The organism is Nonomuraea sp. NPDC005650, from assembly GCF_040605375.1.
Classification (GTDB): domain Bacteria; phylum Actinomycetota; class Actinomycetes; order Streptosporangiales; family Streptosporangiaceae; genus Nonomuraea.
The window spans coordinates 19,384-39,231 of the sequence record NZ_JBEXCR010000054.1 but is presented as its reverse complement, the minus strand read 5'-3'; the positions used below and the strand labels follow the sequence as shown (position 1 = coordinate 39,231).

The 19,848-nt window shown below is 72.8% G+C and carries 21 protein-coding genes and 1 pseudogene; 17 read left to right on the top strand and 5 right to left on the bottom strand.

The features are described 5' to 3' along the window. Positions 1-3 precede the first annotated feature (3 nt). Genes ABZS69_RS56445 through ABZS69_RS56410 form a run of 8 tightly spaced genes read left to right on the top strand, consistent with a single transcriptional unit; the run spans position 4 to position 7,785 of the window. A complete protein-coding gene (locus ABZS69_RS56445; protein WP_355389836.1) occupies positions 4-891 on the top strand; it encodes an amino acid ABC transporter permease in 888 nt (295 codons plus the stop codon). Beyond that, a complete protein-coding gene (locus ABZS69_RS56440) occupies positions 888-1,703 on the top strand; it encodes an amino acid ABC transporter ATP-binding protein (protein WP_355389834.1) in 816 nt (271 codons plus the stop codon). The genes ABZS69_RS56445 and ABZS69_RS56440 overlap by 4 nt, the downstream gene beginning before the upstream one ends. Further along, complete coding sequence (locus ABZS69_RS56435) at positions 1,700-2,407, top strand: RraA family protein (RefSeq protein ID WP_355389832.1); 708 nt, start codon at positions 1,700-1,702, stop codon at positions 2,405-2,407. Before ABZS69_RS56440 ends, ABZS69_RS56435 begins: the two co-directional genes overlap by 4 nt. Continuing rightward, on the top strand, positions 2,404-3,252 hold the full coding sequence (locus ABZS69_RS56430) for a carbon-nitrogen hydrolase family protein (protein WP_355389830.1): 849 nt from the start codon (positions 2,404-2,406) through the stop codon (positions 3,250-3,252). The genes ABZS69_RS56435 and ABZS69_RS56430 overlap by 4 nt, the downstream gene beginning before the upstream one ends. Beyond that, positions 3,245-4,015, top strand: a complete 771-nt coding sequence (locus tag ABZS69_RS56425) for an aldolase/citrate lyase family protein (protein WP_355389828.1) — start codon at positions 3,245-3,247, stop codon at positions 4,013-4,015. Before ABZS69_RS56430 ends, ABZS69_RS56425 begins: the two co-directional genes overlap by 8 nt. Next, a complete protein-coding gene (locus ABZS69_RS56420; protein WP_355389826.1) occupies positions 4,012-5,301 on the top strand; it encodes a glutamine synthetase family protein in 1,290 nt (429 codons plus the stop codon). The genes ABZS69_RS56425 and ABZS69_RS56420 overlap by 4 nt, the downstream gene beginning before the upstream one ends. Beyond that, positions 5,291-6,574: an amidohydrolase family protein gene (locus tag ABZS69_RS56415; RefSeq protein ID WP_355389824.1), complete on the top strand. Its 1,284-nt coding sequence runs from the start codon at positions 5,291-5,293 to the stop codon at positions 6,572-6,574. Before ABZS69_RS56420 ends, ABZS69_RS56415 begins: the two co-directional genes overlap by 11 nt. Beyond that, a complete protein-coding gene (locus ABZS69_RS56410) occupies positions 6,571-7,785 on the top strand; it encodes an amidohydrolase (protein WP_355389822.1) in 1,215 nt (404 codons plus the stop codon). Before ABZS69_RS56415 ends, ABZS69_RS56410 begins: the two co-directional genes overlap by 4 nt. A gap of 16 nt (positions 7,786-7,801) precedes the next feature. Here ABZS69_RS56410 and ABZS69_RS56405 read toward each other — a convergent pair whose 3' ends face one another. Beyond that, the gene (locus ABZS69_RS56405) at positions 7,802-8,386 is read right to left on the bottom strand and encodes an aminotransferase class I/II-fold pyridoxal phosphate-dependent enzyme (protein ID WP_355389820.1); all 585 of its coding nucleotides are present in this window, start codon (positions 8,384-8,386) and stop codon (positions 7,802-7,804) included. A 71-nt stretch (positions 8,387-8,457) separates the two neighbouring features. On the opposite strand from ABZS69_RS56405, the gene ABZS69_RS56400 reads away from it, so the two are divergent. The 4 genes from ABZS69_RS56400 (at position 8,458) to ABZS69_RS56385 (ending at position 11,589) form a co-directional block, all read left to right on the top strand. Next, on the top strand, positions 8,458-9,000 hold the full coding sequence (locus ABZS69_RS56400; RefSeq protein WP_355389818.1) for a hypothetical protein: 543 nt from the start codon (positions 8,458-8,460) through the stop codon (positions 8,998-9,000). A gap of 108 nt (positions 9,001-9,108) precedes the next feature. Then, positions 9,109-10,047 (top strand): ATP-binding cassette domain-containing protein, encoded by a 939-nt coding sequence (locus ABZS69_RS56395; protein WP_355389816.1) that lies wholly within the window; start codon positions 9,109-9,111, stop codon positions 10,045-10,047. Continuing rightward, complete coding sequence (locus ABZS69_RS56390; protein ID WP_355389814.1) at positions 10,044-10,799, top strand: ABC-2 family transporter protein; 756 nt, start codon at positions 10,044-10,046, stop codon at positions 10,797-10,799. The genes ABZS69_RS56395 and ABZS69_RS56390 overlap by 4 nt, the downstream gene beginning before the upstream one ends. Continuing rightward, positions 10,792-11,589 carry an ABC-2 family transporter protein gene (locus ABZS69_RS56385; RefSeq protein ID WP_355389812.1) on the top strand — a complete coding sequence of 266 codons (798 nt, stop codon included), beginning with the start codon at positions 10,792-10,794 and terminating at the stop codon, positions 11,587-11,589. The genes ABZS69_RS56390 and ABZS69_RS56385 overlap by 8 nt, the downstream gene beginning before the upstream one ends. Positions 11,590-11,634: 45 nt before the next feature. Here the strand turns inward: ABZS69_RS56385 and ABZS69_RS56380 are convergent, their stop codons facing one another. After that, a complete protein-coding gene (locus tag ABZS69_RS56380; RefSeq protein WP_355389919.1) occupies positions 11,635-11,958 on the bottom strand; it encodes a hypothetical protein in 324 nt (107 codons plus the stop codon). Next, positions 11,958-12,161, bottom strand: a pseudogene (locus ABZS69_RS56375) (Rrf2 family transcriptional regulator); the annotation flags it as partial. The gene ABZS69_RS56380 and the pseudogene ABZS69_RS56375, both read right to left, overlap by 1 nt. 366 nt (positions 12,162-12,527) lie before the next feature. Between ABZS69_RS56375 and ABZS69_RS56370 the strand changes: the two are divergent. From ABZS69_RS56370 to ABZS69_RS56355, 4 genes are all read left to right on the top strand, one after another. Beyond that, a complete protein-coding gene (locus ABZS69_RS56370) occupies positions 12,528-13,691 on the top strand; it encodes a cytochrome P450 (RefSeq protein WP_355389810.1) in 1,164 nt (387 codons plus the stop codon). 195 nt (positions 13,692-13,886) lie between these two features. Beyond that, complete coding sequence (locus ABZS69_RS56365; protein ID WP_355389808.1) at positions 13,887-14,681, top strand: class I SAM-dependent methyltransferase; 795 nt, start codon at positions 13,887-13,889, stop codon at positions 14,679-14,681. 33 nt (positions 14,682-14,714) lie between these two features. After that, complete coding sequence (locus ABZS69_RS56360; RefSeq protein WP_355389807.1) at positions 14,715-16,643, top strand: hypothetical protein; 1,929 nt, start codon at positions 14,715-14,717, stop codon at positions 16,641-16,643. 85 nt (positions 16,644-16,728) lie between these two features. Next, positions 16,729-17,571: an alpha/beta fold hydrolase gene (locus tag ABZS69_RS56355; RefSeq protein ID WP_355389805.1), complete on the top strand. Its 843-nt coding sequence runs from the start codon at positions 16,729-16,731 to the stop codon at positions 17,569-17,571. On the opposite strand, the gene ABZS69_RS56350 is transcribed toward ABZS69_RS56355, so the two are convergent. Then, positions 17,566-18,363 (bottom strand): SDR family NAD(P)-dependent oxidoreductase, encoded by a 798-nt coding sequence (locus ABZS69_RS56350; RefSeq protein ID WP_355389803.1) that lies wholly within the window; start codon positions 18,361-18,363, stop codon positions 17,566-17,568. The two genes, ABZS69_RS56355 and ABZS69_RS56350, sit on opposite strands and share 6 nt — an antisense overlap. 55 nt (positions 18,364-18,418) lie before the next feature. Between ABZS69_RS56350 and ABZS69_RS56345 the strand changes: the two genes are divergently transcribed. Further along, a complete protein-coding gene (locus tag ABZS69_RS56345) occupies positions 18,419-19,015 on the top strand; it encodes a helix-turn-helix domain-containing protein (protein WP_355389801.1) in 597 nt (198 codons plus the stop codon). 46 nt (positions 19,016-19,061) lie between these two features. Here the strand turns inward: ABZS69_RS56345 and ABZS69_RS56340 are convergent, their stop codons facing one another. After that, positions 19,062-19,829 (bottom strand): hypothetical protein, encoded by a 768-nt coding sequence (locus ABZS69_RS56340; RefSeq protein WP_355389799.1) that lies wholly within the window; start codon positions 19,827-19,829, stop codon positions 19,062-19,064. Positions 19,830-19,848: the final 19 nt, after the last annotated feature.

Here is a 19,848-nt window from a genome sequence, read left to right as displayed (position 1 = left end):
GCCATGAACGCGCATGTGAACGCGGACGCCCCACCCGGAACGGCGGCGTGGGCACCAGGACGGACCGACGCGGGCGCGGCGGTGCGCCGCCCCCGGCCCGGCCTGTGGATCCTGACCGCCGTCGTCGTGGTGATCGCCGCCCGGATGGCGTACGGGGTCATCACCAACCCCACCGTCGAATGGGCGGTGGTGGGCCGCTATCTCACCTTCCCGACCGTCCTGCACGGGCTGGCCATGACGCTGGAGCTCACCGTCCTCGCGATGGTCCTCGGCACCGCCGGCGGCGTCGTCCTGGCCCTGCTGCGGATGTCGCGCACCCCGGTCCTGCGCGTCCCGGCCGACGCGTACGTCTGGTTCTTCCGCGGCACCCCCGTGCTGGTACAGCTGATCCTCTGGTACAACCTGTCGATCTTCATCCCGAAGATCAGCATCGCGGTCCCGTTCGGGCCGGAGCTCGCGAGCTGGCAGACCAACGACCTGATCACGCCGTTCGTGGCCTCGCTTCTGGGCCTCGCCCTCAGCGAGGCGGCCTACATGTGCGAGATCGTCCGCGGCGGGCTGCTCTCCGTGCCGCGGGGCCAGTCCGAGGCCGCCCAGACCCTGGGCCTGAGCCGGACGCGGATCTTCTCCCACATCGTCCTGCCGCAGGCCATGCGCTCGATCGTCCCCCCAACCGGCAACCAGGTCATCAACATGCTCAAAGGCACCTCCCTGGTGTCGGTGATCGCCATGAGCGACCTGCTCTACTCCGTGCAGGCCGTCTACAACCAGAACTACAAGACGATCCCCCTGCTGGTCGTGGCCTGCATCTGGTATCTCGCCGTGACGAGCGTGCTGTACCTCGGTCAGACCTGGGTGGAACGCCGGTTCGGAAGAGGGCACCGCCCATGAGCACTCCCACGCCGCCGCCGTCCACCACCGCGGCCGCCCCACTGGTCACCGTCCGCGGGCTGCGGAAGGACTTCGGGGAGCACACCGTCCTGGTCGACATCGACCTCGACATCCACGCCGGCGAGGTCGTCGTGATCATCGGCCCGTCGGGCAGCGGCAAGTCGACCCTGCTCCGTACCCTCAACCAGCTCGAACCCATCAGCGGCGGCGAGATCGCGCTCGACGGCGAGATCCTGGGCTACGAGCTCCACCGCGGCTCCCTACGGGAGCGGCGCCCGGCCGACGTGACCCGGCAGCGCCGCCAGTTCGGCATGGTCTTCCAGCAGTTCAACCTCTTCCCCCACATGACCGTGCTGCAGAACATCGTGCACGCCCCCGTCCACGTCCGCCGGATGGCGCCCGCGGACGCGCGACGGCAGGCGGAGGAGCTCCTCGCCCGCGTGGGCCTGTCGGACAAACGCGACGCCTATCCGGCGAAGCTCTCCGGCGGGCAGCAGCAGCGGGTCGCCATCGCCCGCGCGCTGGCGATGGAGCCCCGGGTGATGCTCTTCGACGAGCCGACCTCGGCCCTGGACCCGGAACTGGTCGGCGACGTGCTCGCCGTGATGCGGCAGCTCAGCGAGGACGGCCAGACCATGGTCATCGTCACGCACGAGATGGACTTCGCCATGGACATCGCGCACCGGATCGTCTTCATGGCCGACGGCCGCATCGTCGAGTCCGGCACTCCCCACCAGGTCATGAAGGAGAGCGCCAACCCGCGCCTGCGGGCCTTCCTGTCGCACACGACCCGATTCGCGGACGCGCCATGACCATCCTGATCGGCCCGCCGGGCGCGGCACTCGACGCCGGGCTGGCCGAGGCTCTGCGTCCGCTGGGCACGGCGTCCTTCGGCCATGAGATCTCCACCGGGGCGCTGCCGGGGCTGTTCCCCCTGCGTCCCGGCGTCAAGCTCGTCGGAACGGCGCTGCCCGTCCGGATCAGCTGCCCCGACTCCACCCCGGTCCACGCGGCCGTGGATCTGGTACGGCCGGGCGACGTCCTGGTCGTGGACACGGGCGAGAACACCCGCCAGGCGAGCGTCGGCGCCATCGTCGCCGCGATGCTCGCCCTCCGGTCGGCGGCCGGCGTGGTGGTCGACGGAGCCGTCACCGACACCGCCGAGCTGCGCTCCGGCCCGCTGCCCGTCTTCTGCCGCGCCGTCTCACCGCTGACCACCCGCGTCATCGGGGCTCCCGGCTCCGTCAACGTCCCGGTGACCATCGGCGGACAACGGGTCAACCCCGGAGACATCGTGCTGGGCGACGACGACGGCGTCCTGGTCCTGCCGGTGGAGCTCGCCCGCAGGCTTGCCCCGCTGGTCGCCGCCAGAGAAGCGGGCGAGCCCGGCTACCTGGCCCGATTCAGCGAGGGCGTCCCCCTGACCGAGATGACCGGCGCGGACCGCGTCCTGGCCGAGCACGGCCGATCCGTCACCGAACCCGAAACCGCCTATCAGGAGGAATCCCACCCATGAGTACGCCGGCTCCGCTGCGGGTCGCCGCCTGCCAGCTCGGCTCAGGCCCTGACCCGGAGGCGAACCTGCTGGCCGCCGAGGACGTGCTGGACGCCGCCGCCCGGCAGGGCGCCCGCCTCGCCGTACTTCCCGAGGCCGTGGACTTCATGGGCCCCGCGGAGGACGCCGCCGCCGTGGCGGCGCCGCTGGACGGCGACTTCGCCGCGCGCATGGCCGCCAAGGCCGTCGCGCACGACATGTGGATCCTGGCCGGCTCCGTGCACGAGCGGTCGCCCGGCACGGACCGCATGGCGAACACCGCGCAGCTGTTCGCCCCCGACGGCGAGCGCGTGGGCGTCTACCGCAAGACGCACCTGTTCGACGTCGAGCTCGACAACGGGTTCAGCTACCGCGAGTCCGACACCGTCCGCCCGGGGGACGATCTCCTGCTGAGCGACATCGACGGCGTGCCGACCGGCACGGCCATCTGCTACGACCTCCGCTTCCCCGAGCTCTTCCGGATCTACGCGCTCGCGGGCGCGCGGCTGCTCGCCCTTCCCGCCGCGTTCACCCACCACACGGGTGCCGCCCACTGGGAGCTCCTGCTGCGCGCCCGCGCGGTGGAGAACCAGTGCTTCGTGGTCGCGGCCGGCCAGATAGGGCCGTACGCCCCGAACGGGCACAGCTTCGGCCACAGCATGATCATCGACCCTTGGGGGACCGTGCTGGCCTGTGCCCCGGACCGGCCGGGCACCCTGGCCGTCGCCGATCTGGACTTCGGCTACCAGGACGACGTCCGCGTCCGGGTCCCGTCGCTCGCCAACCGCCGCAACGACCTCTACGAACTCAGGAAACTCCATGTCTGACCGCCTGACGACCGCCGCGACGCCACCCAGGCTGGGAGCCTGGCTGGCCAGCGGCAGCATCACCGCCGCCGAGATCGGCAGCTCGTACGGGACCGCCTTCGTCGTCATCGACGCCGAGCACGGCGCGATCGACGACGCGGGACTGAACGTCGTCATCCCGATCCTGCGCTCACGTGGCCAGGAGGTCCTGGTCAAGGTCAAGGCGCCCACCCGCGAGTCGGTGCAGCGCCCGCTCGACTTCGGGGCCGACGGCGTGATCATTCCGCACGTGCTCGGCGCCGAGCACGCCCGGGAGGTCTGCGGGTACGCGAAGTTCCCGCCGGCCGGAGACCGCAGCCTCGCCGCGGAGCGAGCGCTCGGCTACGGCGCGCTGACTCCCGAATGGATCGCCGAGCAGGACGCCAGGACCCGCTGCTACGCGATGATCGAGGACGCCACGGCCCTCGACGAGATCGAGGAGATCGTCGCCCTCGACGTCGTCGACGGGGTCTTCCCCGGCCCCTCCGACCTCGCGATCCGCCGCGGCCGAGGCTGCTACAGCCGCTCCGCGGAGGACTTCGCCGACCTGCGGCGCATCGCCGACGCCTGCGCCGCGGCGTCGAAGGACTGGATCCTGCCCGCCTGGCACCCGCTGGAGCAGGAGTTCGCCGTCGCCCACGGGGCGGGCGGCATGGTGGTCGCCAACGAGTACACGGCGCTCGGCCGCGGTTTCGCCTCGCTCGTCGAGGAGGCGCGTACCCGTGCGGAGGCGGCGGGCCGATGACGAGTGAGACCGTTTTCGTCGCCACCTGCGACCTCGCCGCGCAGGTCCGCGGCCGGGCCGTGCCCGCGTCACGGCTTGCCCAGACGCTGCGCACCGGAGTCGGGTGGGTGCCCGCCGACCTCGCGCTCGACTGCTTCGGCGGGCTCGCCCCCGGCCACGCCTTCGGGTCGGTCGGGGACCTGAGGTTGATACCCGACCCCGCGGCCTCGCTGGACATCCCCGCCGACGGCGACGTCCCCGGCACGCGCGTCTATCTGGCGGGCCAGACGGGCATGGACGGCAGCCCGTGGCCGGGCTGCCCGCGCGACTTCCTCTCGAGCGCGCTCGACGAGCTGCGCACCTCCACCGGTCTCGAGGTGTACGCCTCCTTCGAGCACGAGTTCATGCTGGGCGACCGGCCCGAGCATCCGCCGTTCTCGTTCCAGCGCCTGCGCGCGGCCGAGCCGTTCGGCACCGAGCTCGTGACCACGATGGAGCAGGCGGGCCTCGACCCCGAGACCTGGCTGCCCGAGTACGGCCCGGGCCAGTTCGAGATCACCATGCGGCCCGCGCCCGGCATGGTCTCGGCCGACCGGGCGATCCTGCTGCGCGAGCTCGTACGCGACCTCGCCCGGCGGCGCGGCCTGCCCGTCACCTTCGCGCCCATCGCCGACCCGGCCAGTGTGGGCAACGGCGTGCACGTGCACTTCTCGCTGCGCGACGCGGGCGGAGACACCGTCATGTACGACGCGAACGCCCCCGGCCGGCTGTCCGCCACCGCCGCCAGGTTCGCGGCGGGCATCCTGCGCCACGCGGCGGCGGTGGTGGCGGTCACCGCGCCGAACCCCTCCTCCTACCTGCGGCTGACCCCGCACCGCTGGAGCGCGGGCGGGGCGTTCCTCGCCGAGCGCAACCGCGAGGCGCTGCTGCGCGTGGCCCCGACGGTGGAGATCGGCGGCGCCGATCCGGCCGGGCAGCTTCACCTGGAGTACCGGGCGGCGGACGCCACCGCGAACCCCTGGCTGGTGCTGGGTGTCCTCATCAGAGCGGGCCTGGCCGGCCTGGCGGCGGAGGAGCCCGCGCGGGTCTGGCCGGAAACGGCCACGGAGGCGGACCTCGCCGCGGAGCCGTCGCTGCCGGCGAGCCTGGGCGAGGCCCTCACCGCGCTGGAGGCCGACCCTGTCGCCCGCGGCTGGTTCCCCGACGAGTTGCTCGGCACGTTCCTGGCCGTGCGGCGGGCCGAGCTGGCCGCCGTCTCGGAGCTGACGGACGGCGATCTGTGCGAAAGGGTGACCCGTGTCTACTGAGGCGAACAGGCACAGCTCCACTCAGGCGGGCGGACACGGCTCCGTCGAGACCGGCGGACACGGCTCGGTCGAGGCGGGCGGACACGGCTCGGTCGAGGCGGGCGGGCACGGCTCTGTCGAGGCGGGCGGGCACGGCGGGCTGGAGTCCGTCATCGCCGGGCTGCCGCTCGTCGATCACCACGTCCACGGCGCGTCGGCGAGCGAGCTCGCCCGCCCCGAGTTCGAGACCCTGGTGACCGAGTCGGACCGCGCGATCCCGTCGTTCATGACGCAGTTCGACTCCCAGGTCGGCTTCGCGATCCGCAGATGGTGCGCGCCGGTGCTCGGCCTGCCCGCGCACGCGCACCCCGACGACTACCTGACCCGCCGTGCCGAGCTCGGACCGGCCGAGGTCAACCGGCGCCTGCTGGTGGCCAGCGGCATCGGCAGGTGGCTGGTCGAGACGGGCTACCGGGGCGACGACGTCCTCGATCCCGCCCAGATGGCGAAGGCGTCCGGCAGGCCGGCCCACGAGATCGTCCGCCTCGAGCGGGTCATGGAAGAGGTCGCCGCCGACGGCGTCGCGGCGGCGAGCTTCCCCGACCGGTTCCGCGCCGCCCTGGCGGCGCGGAGCGCGGCGGCCGTCGGGCTCAAGAGCATCGTCGCCTACCGGCACGGCTTCGACTTCGACCCGGCGGTCCCCTCCGACAAGGAGGTCATCGACGCGGCCGGCCGGTGGCTGGCCCGGACGGAGACGGGAGCGGACCCCCGTGTGGACGATCCCGTGCTGCTCCGCTTCGGACTGTGGACCGGGGTCGAGCGCGGGCTCCCGCTGCAGCTCCACGCCGGCTACGGCGACCCGGACGTCGAGCTGCACCGATGCGACCCGCTCCTGCTCACGCGCTGGCTGAAGCTGGTGGAACCCCATGGCGTCGACATCGCCCTGCTGCACTGCTACCCGTACCACCGCAACGCCGGATATCTGGCGCAGGTCTTCCCGCACGTCTACTTCGACGTCGGGCTCGGGATCAACTACACGGGCAGCCGCTCGGACGCGCTGATCGCCGAGTCGCTGGAGCTGGCGCCGTTCGCCAAGATCCTCTTCTCCTCCGACGCGTGGGGACCGGCCGAGCTCCACCTGCTCGGCGCCCGCCTTTTCCGGCGTGGGCTCGGCAGGGCGTTGCGCGGATGGGTGGAGGCGGGAGAATGGACCGAGTCCGACGCGATCCGGGTGGCCACCATGATCGGCTCGGACAACGCGCTGCGCGTCTACGGCCTGAGGTCCTCCGCGTGATCGAACACACCGCCACCCCCGCCGCCCCCGCCGGGGGCGCCGTCCCGCTCGCCCGCATCCGTGCCGCGCTCGAACGTGAGCTCCCCCGCGCCGTCGAGCTGCGGCGCAGGCTGCACGCGGCCCCCGACCTGTCAGGGATGGAAGGCCCGACCCGTGACCTGGTCCTGGCCGAACTGCCCGGCGGCGAGGTCGACGCGGCCGGCGGCACCGGCGCGCTGGTGCGCATCGGCGGCCCCGGACCCGCGGTGGGCGTGCGGGCCGAGCTCGACGCGCTCGCGGTCACCGAGCAGACCGGCGTGCCGTGGGCTTCGGCCCGCGCGGGCCGCATGCACGCCTGCGGGCACGACGTGCACCTGGCCGCCCTGGTCGCGCTGTCCCGCGCGGTCCACGCCACCGAGGGATCGGCGCCGCTGGTCGCCGTGCTCCAGCCGCGTGAGGAGACCTACCCGTCCGGCGCGCGGGACATCGCCGAGTCCACGCTGTTGCGCGACCACCGGATCACCTCGATCGTGGGCGCGCACGTGCAGCCGACCCTGGCGCGGGGCCACGTCGCGGCCACGCCCGGCGCGGTGAACGCCGCCGCCGACGAGTTCCGCGTCGTGGTGCGCGGGCGCGGCGGGCACGCGGCCTACCCCCATCTGACCGACGACCCCGTGGTCGCGCTCGCGCACGTGGTGGTCGCCCTGCAGCGGGTGGTCAGCCGGGACGTCGACCCGACGAGCTCCGCGGTGCTCGGCGTGTCCACGCTCCTGGCGGGGAACGCGCCGAACGTCGTCCCCGACGAGGCGTGCGCCGCCGGCACCGTCAGGACCATGCGCGAAGCGACCCGCGACCAGGTGCACCGGCGCCTGGTGGAGGTCGCCGAGCTGGTCGCCCGGGCGCACGGGTGCACCGCGCGGGTGGAGATCACCCGTGGCGAGCCCGTCCTGGACAACGACCCGGCACTCGCCGTCCGGGCGGGCGCGCTGCTCCCCGAGCTCGGGCTGAGCGTCTCCCTGCCGATGATCTCCTACGGCGCGGACGACTTCTCCTACCTCGCGGCGGCGCTTCCCGGGCTGATGATGTTCGTCGGGGTGGACGGCGGGCCGGGCGCGCGGCTGCACGGAAGCGATTTCCTGCCCTCCGACGACGCCGTACGAGATGTCGCGTTCGCCATGCTCGCCGGCTACGCCGCCGCGGCCGGGACGGAGGAGTCGCTGACGCGCCCCTGAGGTCCGGCACCTGCCGCTAGAGCCGCAGGCGGCTTCCGGCCGTGGCGAACGCCGACACGATGCGTTCCCCCTGGGCCTCGGTGTGGGCGGCGGTGATGCTGACCCGGATGAGCGCCTGGCCGGGCGGGACGCCGGGCGAGATCATGGCGGTGGTGAAGACGCCTTCGTCGAACAGCTCCCGCCACAGCCGGAAGCACAGGAGGTCGTCGCCGACCGGCACCGCGATGACCGGCCGATCGGAGGGGACGACCGCGTAGCCCATCGCGGCCAGCTCCCCGCTCAACCGCCGTGCCGCCGTCCGCAGGCGGTGACGGCGCTCCGGCTCCGCGGCGATGATCTCCAGAGCGGCGAGCGCGGCCGCGGCGCACGCCGGGGACAACGCGGCCGTGAACACCATGGACCGCGCGTAGTGCCGCAGGTAGGCGATGATCTCCTCGGGGCCGGCCACCGCGCCCCCGAGGCTGCCCAGCGCCTTGGAGAAGGTGATGGTCTGCAGATCGACCGCGCCCTCCAGCCCGTGCTGCTCGGCCGCCCCCCGGCCGGTCGCACCGAGCAGGCCGACGTCGTGGGCGCTGTCCAAGACCACGCGGGCGCCGTCCACGTGGCGCGTACCTCGACAAATGAGTAGGCCATACTCATGCCCCCCTGCCCGGTCCTGCCTACCTTCAAGGCATGAACAAGACATTTCGCGTGACGGCGACCGCCGCGATGGTCGTGGCCGGGTCGGCCTTCGTCGCCCAGCCGGCCTCCGCGAGCTCGTGCGAGATCCAGCCGTACGGACTGATCGGCGACTACTGGCGCTCGCTCGGCGGCGAGAGCGCCATCATCGGCTGCGCCACCGACGAGGAGCGGGGCGTGCCGAACCGCAACGGCCGCAGACAGAACTTCGACGACGGCCAGATCGCCTGGTCGCCGGACCAGGGCCCCAAGATGATGGTCGCGGCCTACTCCGCCAAGATCAACGGCAGGAACGGCCTGGTCTTCCGCTGGGGGCCGTCCACGCCCTTCAACTACGACTACTACAAGGTGACGCTCAGCGGCGGGCTGAGGGGCGAGCTGAAGCTGAAGGACCAACCGCGTACGCGCGGCCGGCTCGTGGTCTACCCCGGTGCGGGCAAGCGGGTCAGCTTCACCGTCATGGGCTGTGACAACAAGTTCCCCTCCGACACCTGCCGCCAGGGGTGGACCATCTGGGTCGCGGCCACCTCCGGCTAGGGGCGCGTCGAGCTCGGGCCCGGTCGCGACGCCCCTGCGCCGGGCCCGGAGATCCCCTGATCATGAAAATAAGTTGCAGCACGCGTGCCCCGCGGAAAGTATCCTTGCATGATCCGGGTCGAGGGGTTAACCAAGGTATTCCGCAGGCCACGCACCTTTCCCGGCCCCTTCGGGGCGTTACGCACGCTGGTCACGCGCCAGTACGACGACAAGACCGCCGTCGACGACGTCAGCTTCGCCATCGACGAGGGCGAGGTCATCGGCTACCTCGGACCGAACGGCGCGGGCAAGTCCACCACCATCAAGGTCCTCACCGGCATCCTCACCCCGACGAGCGGCACCGTGCGGGTCAACGGCCTGGTGCCCTGGCGTGACCGCTCGGCCAACGCGCGCAACGTCGGCGTGGTCTTCGGCCAGCGCAGCCAGCTGTGGTGGGACCTGCCGCTGATCGAGTCGTTACGACTGGTCGGCGCGCTCTACGATGTACCCGCCGCGCGCTTCGAGACGTCCCTCAAGAAGTTGCGCGACCTGCTCGGGCTCGACGAGTTCCTCGACACCCCGGTGCGCCAGCTCAGCCTGGGCCAGCGGATGCGGGGCGACCTGGCCGCGGCCGTGCTGTACGAACCTCCGCTGCTCTATCTCGACGAGCCGACCGTCGGGCTGGACGTGCTGGCCAAGGAGGCCGTACGCGAGTTCATCGTGGAGACCAACCGCGCCGGCCGCACCACCGTCGTCCTGACCACGCACGATCTGGCCGACGTCGAGGCGCTGTGCAAGCGGATCATCCTCATCGACCACGGCCGGGTGCTCTTCGACGGCCCCATCGACGCGCTGGTGAACCAGCCCCGGCGGCTGGTGGTCCTGCTCGAATCCGGGCCGGAGGAGGTCCGCGGGGTGTCGCGGGACGCCGAGGGACGCCACGTCTTCGAGATCCACGACGATCTGCCGGGCGTGATCGCCTCGATCTCCGCCGAGCACACCATCCGCGACCTGTCGATCGAGGAACCCGACCTGGAGAGCGTGATCAAGGGGATCTACACCCGATGACGCGCATCGGCTTCCGCCTCGCCCTGGCCTACCGCAGCAACCTCTTCATGACCTGCGTGACGCTGGTCGCCCAGGTGTTCCTGCTGCGCATGATCTGGACCTCGGTATACGGCTCGCGCCCCACGGCCGCCGGGCTCACGCTGGAGGCGCTGCTGGCCTACCTGACCCTGGCCAACCTGCAGGCCTTCGCCACCCACACCATCGTCGCCCGCATCATCCATCAACGCATCCGTTCCGGCATGGTCTTCTTCGACCTGGCCCGCCCGGTCGGCTACCTGCGGCAGATGGCCGCCTTCCAGGTCGGGAACACCGTGGGCGGGCTGCTGCTGCTCGCCCCGGTCGTCCCCGTGGTCCTGCTGGTCGGCTCGATCACCGTGCCGGTCAACGGCACGGGTTATGTGATCACCCTGGGGCTCGGATACGTGATCGCCGTACAGCTGGCGCTGCTCATCAGCCTGATCGGCTTCTGGACCATGGAGATCGGGGCCATCTCGCTGCTCTACCGGCTCGTCAGCCAGTTCTTCGCCGGGACGATGGTGCCCCTCGCCTTCTTCCCCGGCCTCCTCGGCACGGTGGCCGACCTCCTGCCCTTCAAGTACATGGGCTACGTGCCCGCGGCGGTCTACGTCGGCCACATCTCCGAGGTCTCGGGTCCCGTCGTGGTCGAGCTCGCCTGGATCGCGGGGCTGTGGGGCCTGCTCAGGCTGACCTGGTCCCGAGCCCACAGAAGGGTGGTGATCCAGGGTGGCTGAGATCCTGCGCGGCCTGCGGCTGTACGTCCTGCTCCAGCGCGCCTCCGCCCGCGGCGCCATGCAGTACCGCATGAACACCGTGATCGGCATCCTCAGCGGCGCGATCTGGCAGGGCACGGGGTTCGCCTTCGTCTGGGTGGTGATGCACACCTTCCCGTCGCTGGCCGGCTGGGGGCTGGCGGAGATCGCCTTCCTGTACGGCCTGCGCCTGACCGCCCACGCCCTGGCCATGATCCCCCTGATGAGCGTGAACGACATCCAGTGGCTCGTCCAGAACGGCGAGTTCGACCGCTTCCTGCTGCGCCCGCTCAACCCCCTCGTCCAGCTCATGGGCAACAGGATGGGCATCGCCCAGTTCGGCGACCTGCTCGTGGGCTTGACGCTGCTCGCCGTGGCCGGCCAGAACGCGCAGGTCCGGTGGAGCCCCTGGCTGATCGCCTTCTGCCTGATGGCGATCGTCGGCGGCGCCCTCATCGAGGCCGCCTTCTTCCTCGCGCTCTGCTCCCTGTCGCTGCGCATGATCGACACCTTCGCCCTGCGGGTCTTCGTCGACGACGTCTTCAGCAAGTTCGGCTCGTACCCGATGAGGATCTTCGGTGGCGTGGTGGAGTGGGTGCTCACCTTCGTGCTGCCGGTCGCCTTCGTGGCGTACGTGCCCGCGGGCGTCGTGCTGGGCAAGCTCGACACCCCTTGGGCCCTGGCCGCCCCGCTGCTGGGAGTGGTCCTGATCGCGCTGGCGTACCTCGTCTGGCGGCGTCAGCTCGACCACTACCAGAGCGTCGGCCATTGAGCCCTGTCCGAGGATCGGCGGGGCGGCCTCCGAGCCGCCCCGCTTTCAGGCCGCGCCGAGCCAGAGGTCCGGGCCGAAGACCTCGTAGTGGATGTCGCGGGGCGCGACCCCGGCCGCGATGAGCTCGCCGCGTGCCGCGCGCATGAACGGCAGGGGGCCGCACATGTAGACGACCGCGCCCGCCGGGATGTCCACCCCGTCCAGGTCCATTCTCCCGGCGTCGGCGTGGCCCTCCTCGTACCAGAAGACGCGCTCCCCGCCGGGGAGGGTGTCGGCCAGGCGTTCCATGTCCGCGCGCAGGGCGTGGGCGGCCGGGGAACGGTCGGCGTGCAGCACCAGGACCCGGCGGGTGTCGCCGGTGAGCGCCAGGTGAGCTGCAACCCGCCGCCCCGGCCGCGCCTGGCCTCCACCACACCCAGCTCGCTCAGCCTCGCCACTGCCTTGGCGGCGTGGGTGTACGGGACGGCGAGCAGCTCGGCGGCGACCCGCGTCGTGAGCAGGTCGTCGGGATCCGCCACGGCCAGCCGCATCACGATGCGCAGGGAGATGTCGGTGAAGGCGGTCAGGCGCATGCACCCACGGTAGGCGGTGCCCGGCGGTGGTACGGCCTCAACCGCCCCCGCGCCCATTTCACCCGCGCTTTCTCGGCGTCCGCCGCGGCCCTGCCCGGCACGACGTAATTCTTCTGAATGACTACGCAACCAGAGCACATGACGACGGCGAGTATGCGCGAGAAAGAGTGTTCACGCCATTCCTTCCGCCTCGCGACCAGCGGCACCACTCCCGTGCACAAACAGAAGCGAAGCGGGTACCGTCAGCAAGGAAATCAGCTTTCAATATCCGCATTGCCGAGATTCCACTGACTATGTAAATTCAGCACAGATACCTCCCATTGTTAACTTAATAACCAGCACTATTCCTGGTTTGGGGCAGGTGGGATGACGACGGTTGCGGAACCGGCGTGGGCGGGTGGGGCGGCGCGGTGGTACCGCCGGGACCCGCTGGGGTTCGTCGAGCACGCGGCCCGCGTGCGGGGCCCGGTGTTCCGGCTGCCGGACGACGGGTCACTGTGCGTGGCCGACCCGGCGGAGGCCCTGCGGGTGCTGCACGACGAGGAGGGCCACTACGACGACGTGTCCGATTTCTTCCACGTCCGCGGCGGCCGGCTGGGGCCGAGGGAGACGCAGGTCGCGATCGGGCGGGCGGCCCGCGCGACGTTACGCGCCCACCTGACCGCCCACCGGGAGCGGCTGCCCGCCGTGGTGGCGGAGATGGGGGAGGTCAGCGAGTGGCCCGCGGCCGGGCGCGCCGCCGCGTACCGGTTCCTGGCGGAGGCGCTGCTGCGGCCGGACAGCCCGCCGGCCCTGCGGGAGCTGATGGCGCAGGTGGTGCGGCAGGATGTCCTGATCCGCCCCGGCGGCCGGCTGGCGCGCCTAACGCGGCGGGCGCTGTGGGCGCGCGTGGTGCGGGCGCTGGCCGGCGAGGTGCGCGCCCGCCGGGCCGGCCCGGGGCCCGGCGGACCCGGCGACCTGCTGGACGCCGTCCTCGAGGTTACCCCGCCCGGCACGCCCGCCCCGCAGCTCGCCCAGGTGTACCTGCTGCTGTTCCGGACCTCGGTGGCGCCGGTGGGTCATGTGGTCGCCTGGACGCTGCTGGCGGCCGCGGCCCACGGCGTCGACCTGGCGGCCGTGCCCGCGGAGCCGGCCGTACGGGAGTCGCTGCGGCTGTGGCCGGTGGCGTGGCTGATGGGCCGCCCCGTCCGCCGCCCCCACCAGGTCGGCGGGGTACGGCTGGAGCCGGGGGACAGCGTGTCGGTCTGCGCCTACCTGCTGCACCGCGACGAGCGGCACTGGCCGCAGGCCACCCGGTTCCGGCCCGGCAGGTGGGACGGCCCCGGTCCCCGCGGCCCCTACCTGCCCTTCGGGGGCGGCCCGTTCACCTGCGCCGGCGCCGTCGTCGCCCGGACCCTGGCCACCGACCTGCTCGCCGCCGTGACCGAGGACGCCCGACTGGAGGTACGCGGCGGCCGCGGACACCCCCATGTCGCGGGCATCATCACCCCTCCCTCGTTCCAGCTCCGCCGGACCCCGCGCCAGGCCTGACCACCAAGACGGTCGTCAGGAAAGGAGGTGAGCACCATGAGGAAGCTGCTGCGCCGCGTCACCGGCCGCCGGATCAACCGGCAGGCATGGTTCGTCTGGTAGTCCATCTCCCGTCGGCCGTGCCGGGCCTCACCACCCGGCACGGCACCTGACGCGACGCGCGGCCGACGGGACACCCGCGAACAGGAGGCGCGCATGTCGCATGTGGACGAGACGCTGGCCGCGTACGAGAGCGTCGCGGCCAGGTACGACGAGCTGAACGCGCGGATGGACACCTCCGGCCTGGTGGACCGCTTCGTGGAGGCGGCGCATCGGTACGGGTCGGGCGGGCGGCGGCTGCTGGACGCGGGGTGCGGGACCGGCCGCAGCAGCGTGGCCTTCGGCGAGCGGGGGTTCGAGGTGACCGGCTACGACCTGTCGCCCGCGATGGTGGCGCTGGCCCGGCGCCGGCCCGGGGCCGAGGGGATCGGGTTCCTGGTGGGCCGGCTGGAGACGCCCCCTCCCGGGCTGACCGGGTTCGACGTGGTCGCCTGCGTGGACGTGCCGATGACGTACCTGACCGGCACGGAGCAGTTGCGGCGCTCGCTGGCGGCGGCGCGCGACCAGCTCGCCGAGGACGGGGTGCTGGTCTTCGACCTGAACACCATCGGCTACTACCGGCGCACGTTCGGCGTCCCCGCGGTCGCCGACCGGGGCGACCGGTACGCGGCCTGGTTCGCGGTGTCCCCGCGGATCGAGCCCGACGCGGTCGTGATCACCCAGTTCGACCTCTTCGAGCGGAACGGCGCGGGCTGGGAGCGGGTGTCGATGCGGCACGTGCAGCGGCACCACTCAGAACGGACGGTCCGCGAGGCGGCCGAGCAGGCCGGACTGCGCGTCGTGGCCACCCACGGGCTGGTGGGGACGTCGGCTCGGGAGCGGGCCGACGAGGACGAGCACGACCGGATCCTGTACGTCGCCCGCAAGGCGCTCCGTCGCGATCCTGTATGAGGACGGGGCCGGGTTCGTCTATCCTCCCCAGCTATGGATCTTCGCGGCAAAACCGTCGTCGTGGCGGGCAGCTTCCGTACCGAGTCCGTCGCGCAGCTGACGGCGCTGGTTCAGGGGGCCGGGGCGAGCGTCGTGGACGAGGTGTCGCGCGCCGTGGACGTCGTGTTCGACGGGGGCGACCCCGGTTTCCCGAACGACGGCGTCCGCGCGGCGGAGCTGCTGGGCGTGCCGGTGTTGCCGATGGCGGAGCTGCTGACCCCGACGCCCGCGCGTACGGGGTCCGGGGGCTTTCCCGGGCGTGCCGGTCTGGAAGCGGTGCGGGACGACCCCGCGGCCCTGCTCGCGCTGCTGGAGGAGGCCGACTGGCCGGCGTTCGAGCCGGAGCGGGACCTGCTCGCGCTGCGCGCCCTGCTGGCCGAGGTGGAGGAGCTGCACGGCGTCACCGATGCGCACCGGCTGGCCACCGAGCGCCTGCGCGAGCGCGGGGCGCGGCTGCGTCACCCGTACACCATGTTCGGGGGCGGCTTCCAGGACTACGCGCTCAGCCCGTGCGGCCGCTACCTCGCCACGGGCCGGGGCTCGGCGGAGGGCGACTACGACGGCACCGGCCCCCTGCAGGTGTGGGAGCTGGCCACGGGGCGCCTGGTCAACACGGTCGACATCATGTACGGCGTCGGCTGGCCCGGCCGCCGCGACACCGTGCAGTGGTCGGCGGACGGCACCCGGGTCGCCGCGGCGTTCTGCACGAACAACGTCGGGGTGTGGGACCCGTTCGGCGCGCGTACGAATCCGTACGGGAGCGCGGACGTGACGGACGGGTACGACGCCGCGGCCATCTTCGCCCTGGACCCCGACGGCCGGCGGGCCTACATCTCGATGAGCAGCGAGCACGAGATGATGGGCTGCGTCGCGGCGCTGGACGAGGGCAGGGTCTTCTACAACGACTACCGCCGCCACAACACCGGCCCCGAGCCGGCCATGCTGACCGAGCCGCTGCCGGAAGAGGCGAAGAACCGCCTCAAGAACGACTATTTCTCCTTCCGCCGGGTGCGCTGGTCCCGCGACGGCGGGCGGCTGCTCGGGGACAACGACACCTGGGCCGCCGTGGTCGACCTCCCGGGCGGGCGGATGCGCTGGCTGGCGCTGACCGCCGGCCCGGTCGCGTGGAGCCCGGACGACCGGTACGCCGCGGCGCTGACGCCGGGCCGCCCGCGCCTGCTGACCGTCTTCGACGCCGACACCGGGCAGCCGGTGGGCGATCGCGTGAGCCAGGCCGAGGGGTCGCTGCACTGGGGCATGCGCGGGTCCGAGGCCCGGCTGGCGGTCGTGGTGGAGGACGGCGGCGGCGTCGACGTCTACGACGCGCGCGGCCGTCACCGGTACCACCTGCCCGTCGCCACCACCAAGCGCGTCGGCCGGTACTTCCACGACGGCCAGGAGCGCCCCTGGGCCTGGGACGACACCGGGGACTTCGGCGCGTGCCTGACCGCCGAAGGGCGGGCGGAGGTGTGGTCGCTGGGGGACGAACCTGCCCAGGTCGGGTCGATCGAGGCCCCAGAAGGTACGGAGGCGGTGCTGTGGGGCGCGGACGGGGTGCTCGCGCTGATCGGCGCGCGGACGCTCCGCTTCGCCGGCGCCTTCACCGGTGCGGTGCTGGGCGACTTCGTGTTCGGCCGTCACTTCGACGGCGAGCGGAGCCCGCTCGACGACGATTGCGGGACGCTGCACGGGATGTTCCGGTCGGACGCCTTCCCCCTGGCGGACTCCTCGTGGTGCGCCATCGCCGACCCCGCCGTCGGCCCCGCCGCCGCCCTGGTGGTCGCCGACGGGGACCGCCTGGACGACCTCGACGCCGTCCTGGCCTGGACCGTCGACCGCCGCTTCGCCTGGCCGGTCCGCTGGGGTGTTCTCGACGTCGTCGCGAGCGTGGAGGCGGCGTCCGCCCTCCTTCGCCCGGCCTGAAAACGGCTGCACGGGCGGCGGGCGAGCCGGTCGCCGGCGTGAGGTCGCGGCTGCGAGCCGGCGGCGTACCGGGCAAGATGGACCGATGCGGCATGACGAGACGGTGTTCACGGTGTCCGGCTCGCCCGTCCGGGCCCATCGCGCGGGCTCCGGCCCCGATCTGGTGCTCCTGCACGGCGGCGGGCTGGACAGCGCCCGCCTCACCTGGGGGCCGGTCTGGGCGGCGCTCGCCGCGCACGCCCGGGTGACCGCGCCCGACCTGCCCGGTTTCGGCGGCACCCGGCTGGGTGCCGCCGAACCCACCTTGATCGGGTACGCGGCCTGGCTCCAGGAGTTCCTCGACACCTGCGCCACCGGCCCGGTCGCGATCGCCGGGCTGTCCCTCGGCGGGGGCATCGCCCTGCGGGTGGCGCTCGACCGGCCGGACCGGGTCGCCAGGCTGGCGCTCTGCGCGCCGTACGGGGTGAGCCCGGCCGTGGCGGGCGGCCGGGCGGGCTACGTCGCCGTGCACACCCCGTACGCGCCGGCCCTGTCCAACGCCCTCATGCGGCGCAGCGACCGGCTGCTCGGCGCCGGCCTCCGGGCGGTGCTCCACCGCCCGGACGCGGTGACCGACGGCCTCCTGACCAAGGTACGGGAGGCGCTGACCAGCCCGGACGCCGGTGCCGCGTGGTCGGCGTTCCAGCGCGACGAGGTTGGCTGGAACGGCCCGCGTACCTGCTTCGGCGACGAGCTGACCCGCCTGGCCCGCCCGGCCCTGCTGCTGTGCGGGGACAGGGACACGCTGGTCCCGCCCGGCGACGTGCGCGCGGCGGCGGCCCTCATCCCGGACGCCCGGTTCGCCCTCGTGCCCGATGCCGGCCACTGGCTGCCCCGCGACGCGCCGGAGCGGGTCGCGAAAGAGCTGGTGGCCTTCCTGACCTCATGAGAGCGCGGAGTGGGTCAGGGTGCGGATGGTCTCCTCAAGTCGCCGCGCTTCGTCCGGGTCCACGGTGAGGTCGATGGGTTTGCCCTTCTTCCAGGTCGTGAGGGGCTCGGCCGGCGGGTGGTCGATGAGCGCGGCGATGGGCGGTACGGCTTTGGCGACCGGTTGGGCGAAGATCGCTGACGCCAGGCGCACGAGGCCGCGCAGCGGTTGTCTGAAGGGTTCGTGCAGGGCGGTCGCCACGTATACCGGGTTGTAGAGCACGTACTTCGTGCGTTCCGAGCGGTAGGCCGCCCCCAGCAGCTCGCCGGCCCTGGCGCCCTGCATGGTCGCGGTGAGGGCCCGGTATCCGCTCTTCAGCTGGAGGTCGTCCCAGTGGATCCGGCCGCCCTGCCCGGCGCCGCACAGGTTGACGATCACGGGTGCCGGCGCGTTCTCCAGCGGACCGCGCAGCCCTTCGGCCATGAGCCAGCGGTTGAGCACGTAGAGGGCGAAGGTGTGCTCGAACCCTTCGCCGGTCTCCGTTCGGGCGAGGTTGAACCGGAACGCGGCCAGCACGAGCGCGTCGATCGCCGGGTGCTCGGAGCTGAGCCGTTCCACGAGGTCGCGGGTCTGGCTCAGGGAGCTGAGGTCGGACCTGACGAAGCGGGCCCCGGGCGCCTCCTCGCGCAGGCGCCGCCCGCCTTCCTCGCTGCTGCCGACGGCGATGACGTGGTCGCCGAGCTCGGTGTGGCGGCGGGCGAGGGCTTTGCCGATGCCGCTGGTGCCGCCGGTGATCACGATGGTGCGGGCCATAAGTTGAGGTACTCCCTAAGTTAAGGTGTGCCTCAAGTTAGCTAAGCTGGCGGACATGCGCAAGGACGCCGTACAGAACCGCGAGCGCCTCCTGCGAGCGGCCCGGCAGCTGTTCGCGGACCGGGGGCTGGACGTGCCGCTCGAAGAGATCGCACGCACGGCCGGGGTGAGCATCGGGACGCTCTACAACCGGTTCTCCACGCGGGAGGCCCTGGTGGAGGCGGTCTTCGCGGACCGGGTGGCGACCGTGGCCGAGCTGGCCGAGCAGGCGCTGGCGATGGACGACGCGTGGGAGGGGTTCGTCGCGTTCCTGACCGGGGTGTGCGAGCTGCAGGCGGCCGACCTCGGCTACAACGACCTCGCCGCGCGGACCGCCGCGGTGGACGGGGATCGCGGGCACGGCCTGATGCGCGAGATCCTCGAACGCGCCCAGCGATCCGGCGGCCTGCGGGGCGACGTGACGCTGGCTGACCTGGCCTTCGTGATCTGGGGGGTGGCCGCGACCGTCCGGGCCACCGGCAAGGTGGCGCCGGGAGCCTGGCGGCGGCACCTCGCCCTGGCCCTGGACGGCCTGCGCGCCGTCGCCGCCCGGCCCCTGCCTGCCCCGCCCATGTCCACCGCGCAGACCCGCGCCGCGATGCGGGAGTGCTGAATTTCTCCGCCGCGGCAGTGCCCGGCGGCGCCCGCCGGGCAGGTGGTCAGAACCATAGGTACACGCCCCGGCCTGACCGGACCACCGGGTCCAGCCAGGCGAAGAACTCCTCCAGCCAGGTGTCGGGCATGAGCTCCGCCACGCCGGGCGACCAGCGGGGGTTGCGTCTGAACCGGCTCGGCACCGTACGACCGAACTCGCGGGCGGCGCGCTCCAGCTCCGCGCGGTGCCCGGCCACCGTCTCCTCGCGGGCCGCCTGCCCGGGGGTCTCCCGGTCCTCGGCATCCGTGCCCGGGGGCGGGCCGGGGGCAGGTACGAGAGGCGGCAGCGGGAGGGCGGACACGAGGTCGCGGGCGCGGCGGAAATCGGGCCTGCGGGCCCAGGCGTTCGTACGGCCCTCGGTGGCGCGTGCCGTCGCGACCAGGTCGGCCTGGGCCTGGGCGAGCTCCTGGCTCACCTCCCAGGTGCGCAGCCGGTGGAGGTAGTGGCGGTATCGGCCGGCCATGACGGAGTCGTACCAGTGCCGCCATCGGACCGACCACTCCTGAAGCCCGTCCGGCAGGAGGGTCGACCAGGCGGCCTGCCGCCACTCGGGCGGGAACAGGGGGTTGCGGCCGATGACGGCCACCCGGTGGCTCGGCCAGGCGCCGTCCTCGTCGGTGTCGATGATCAGCAGGTCGCGCAGCCGCTGGTCCACGCCGTCGCGTGCGTGCTCGCCCCGCGCGTGGAGGGCGGCGTGCGTGCGGACGAGGTGTTCGAGTTCGGCGGGGTCGGCACCGTCGCGTACCGCCGCGGGCACCCAGTCCGTTCCCATGACCAGCCATCGTAGAGCG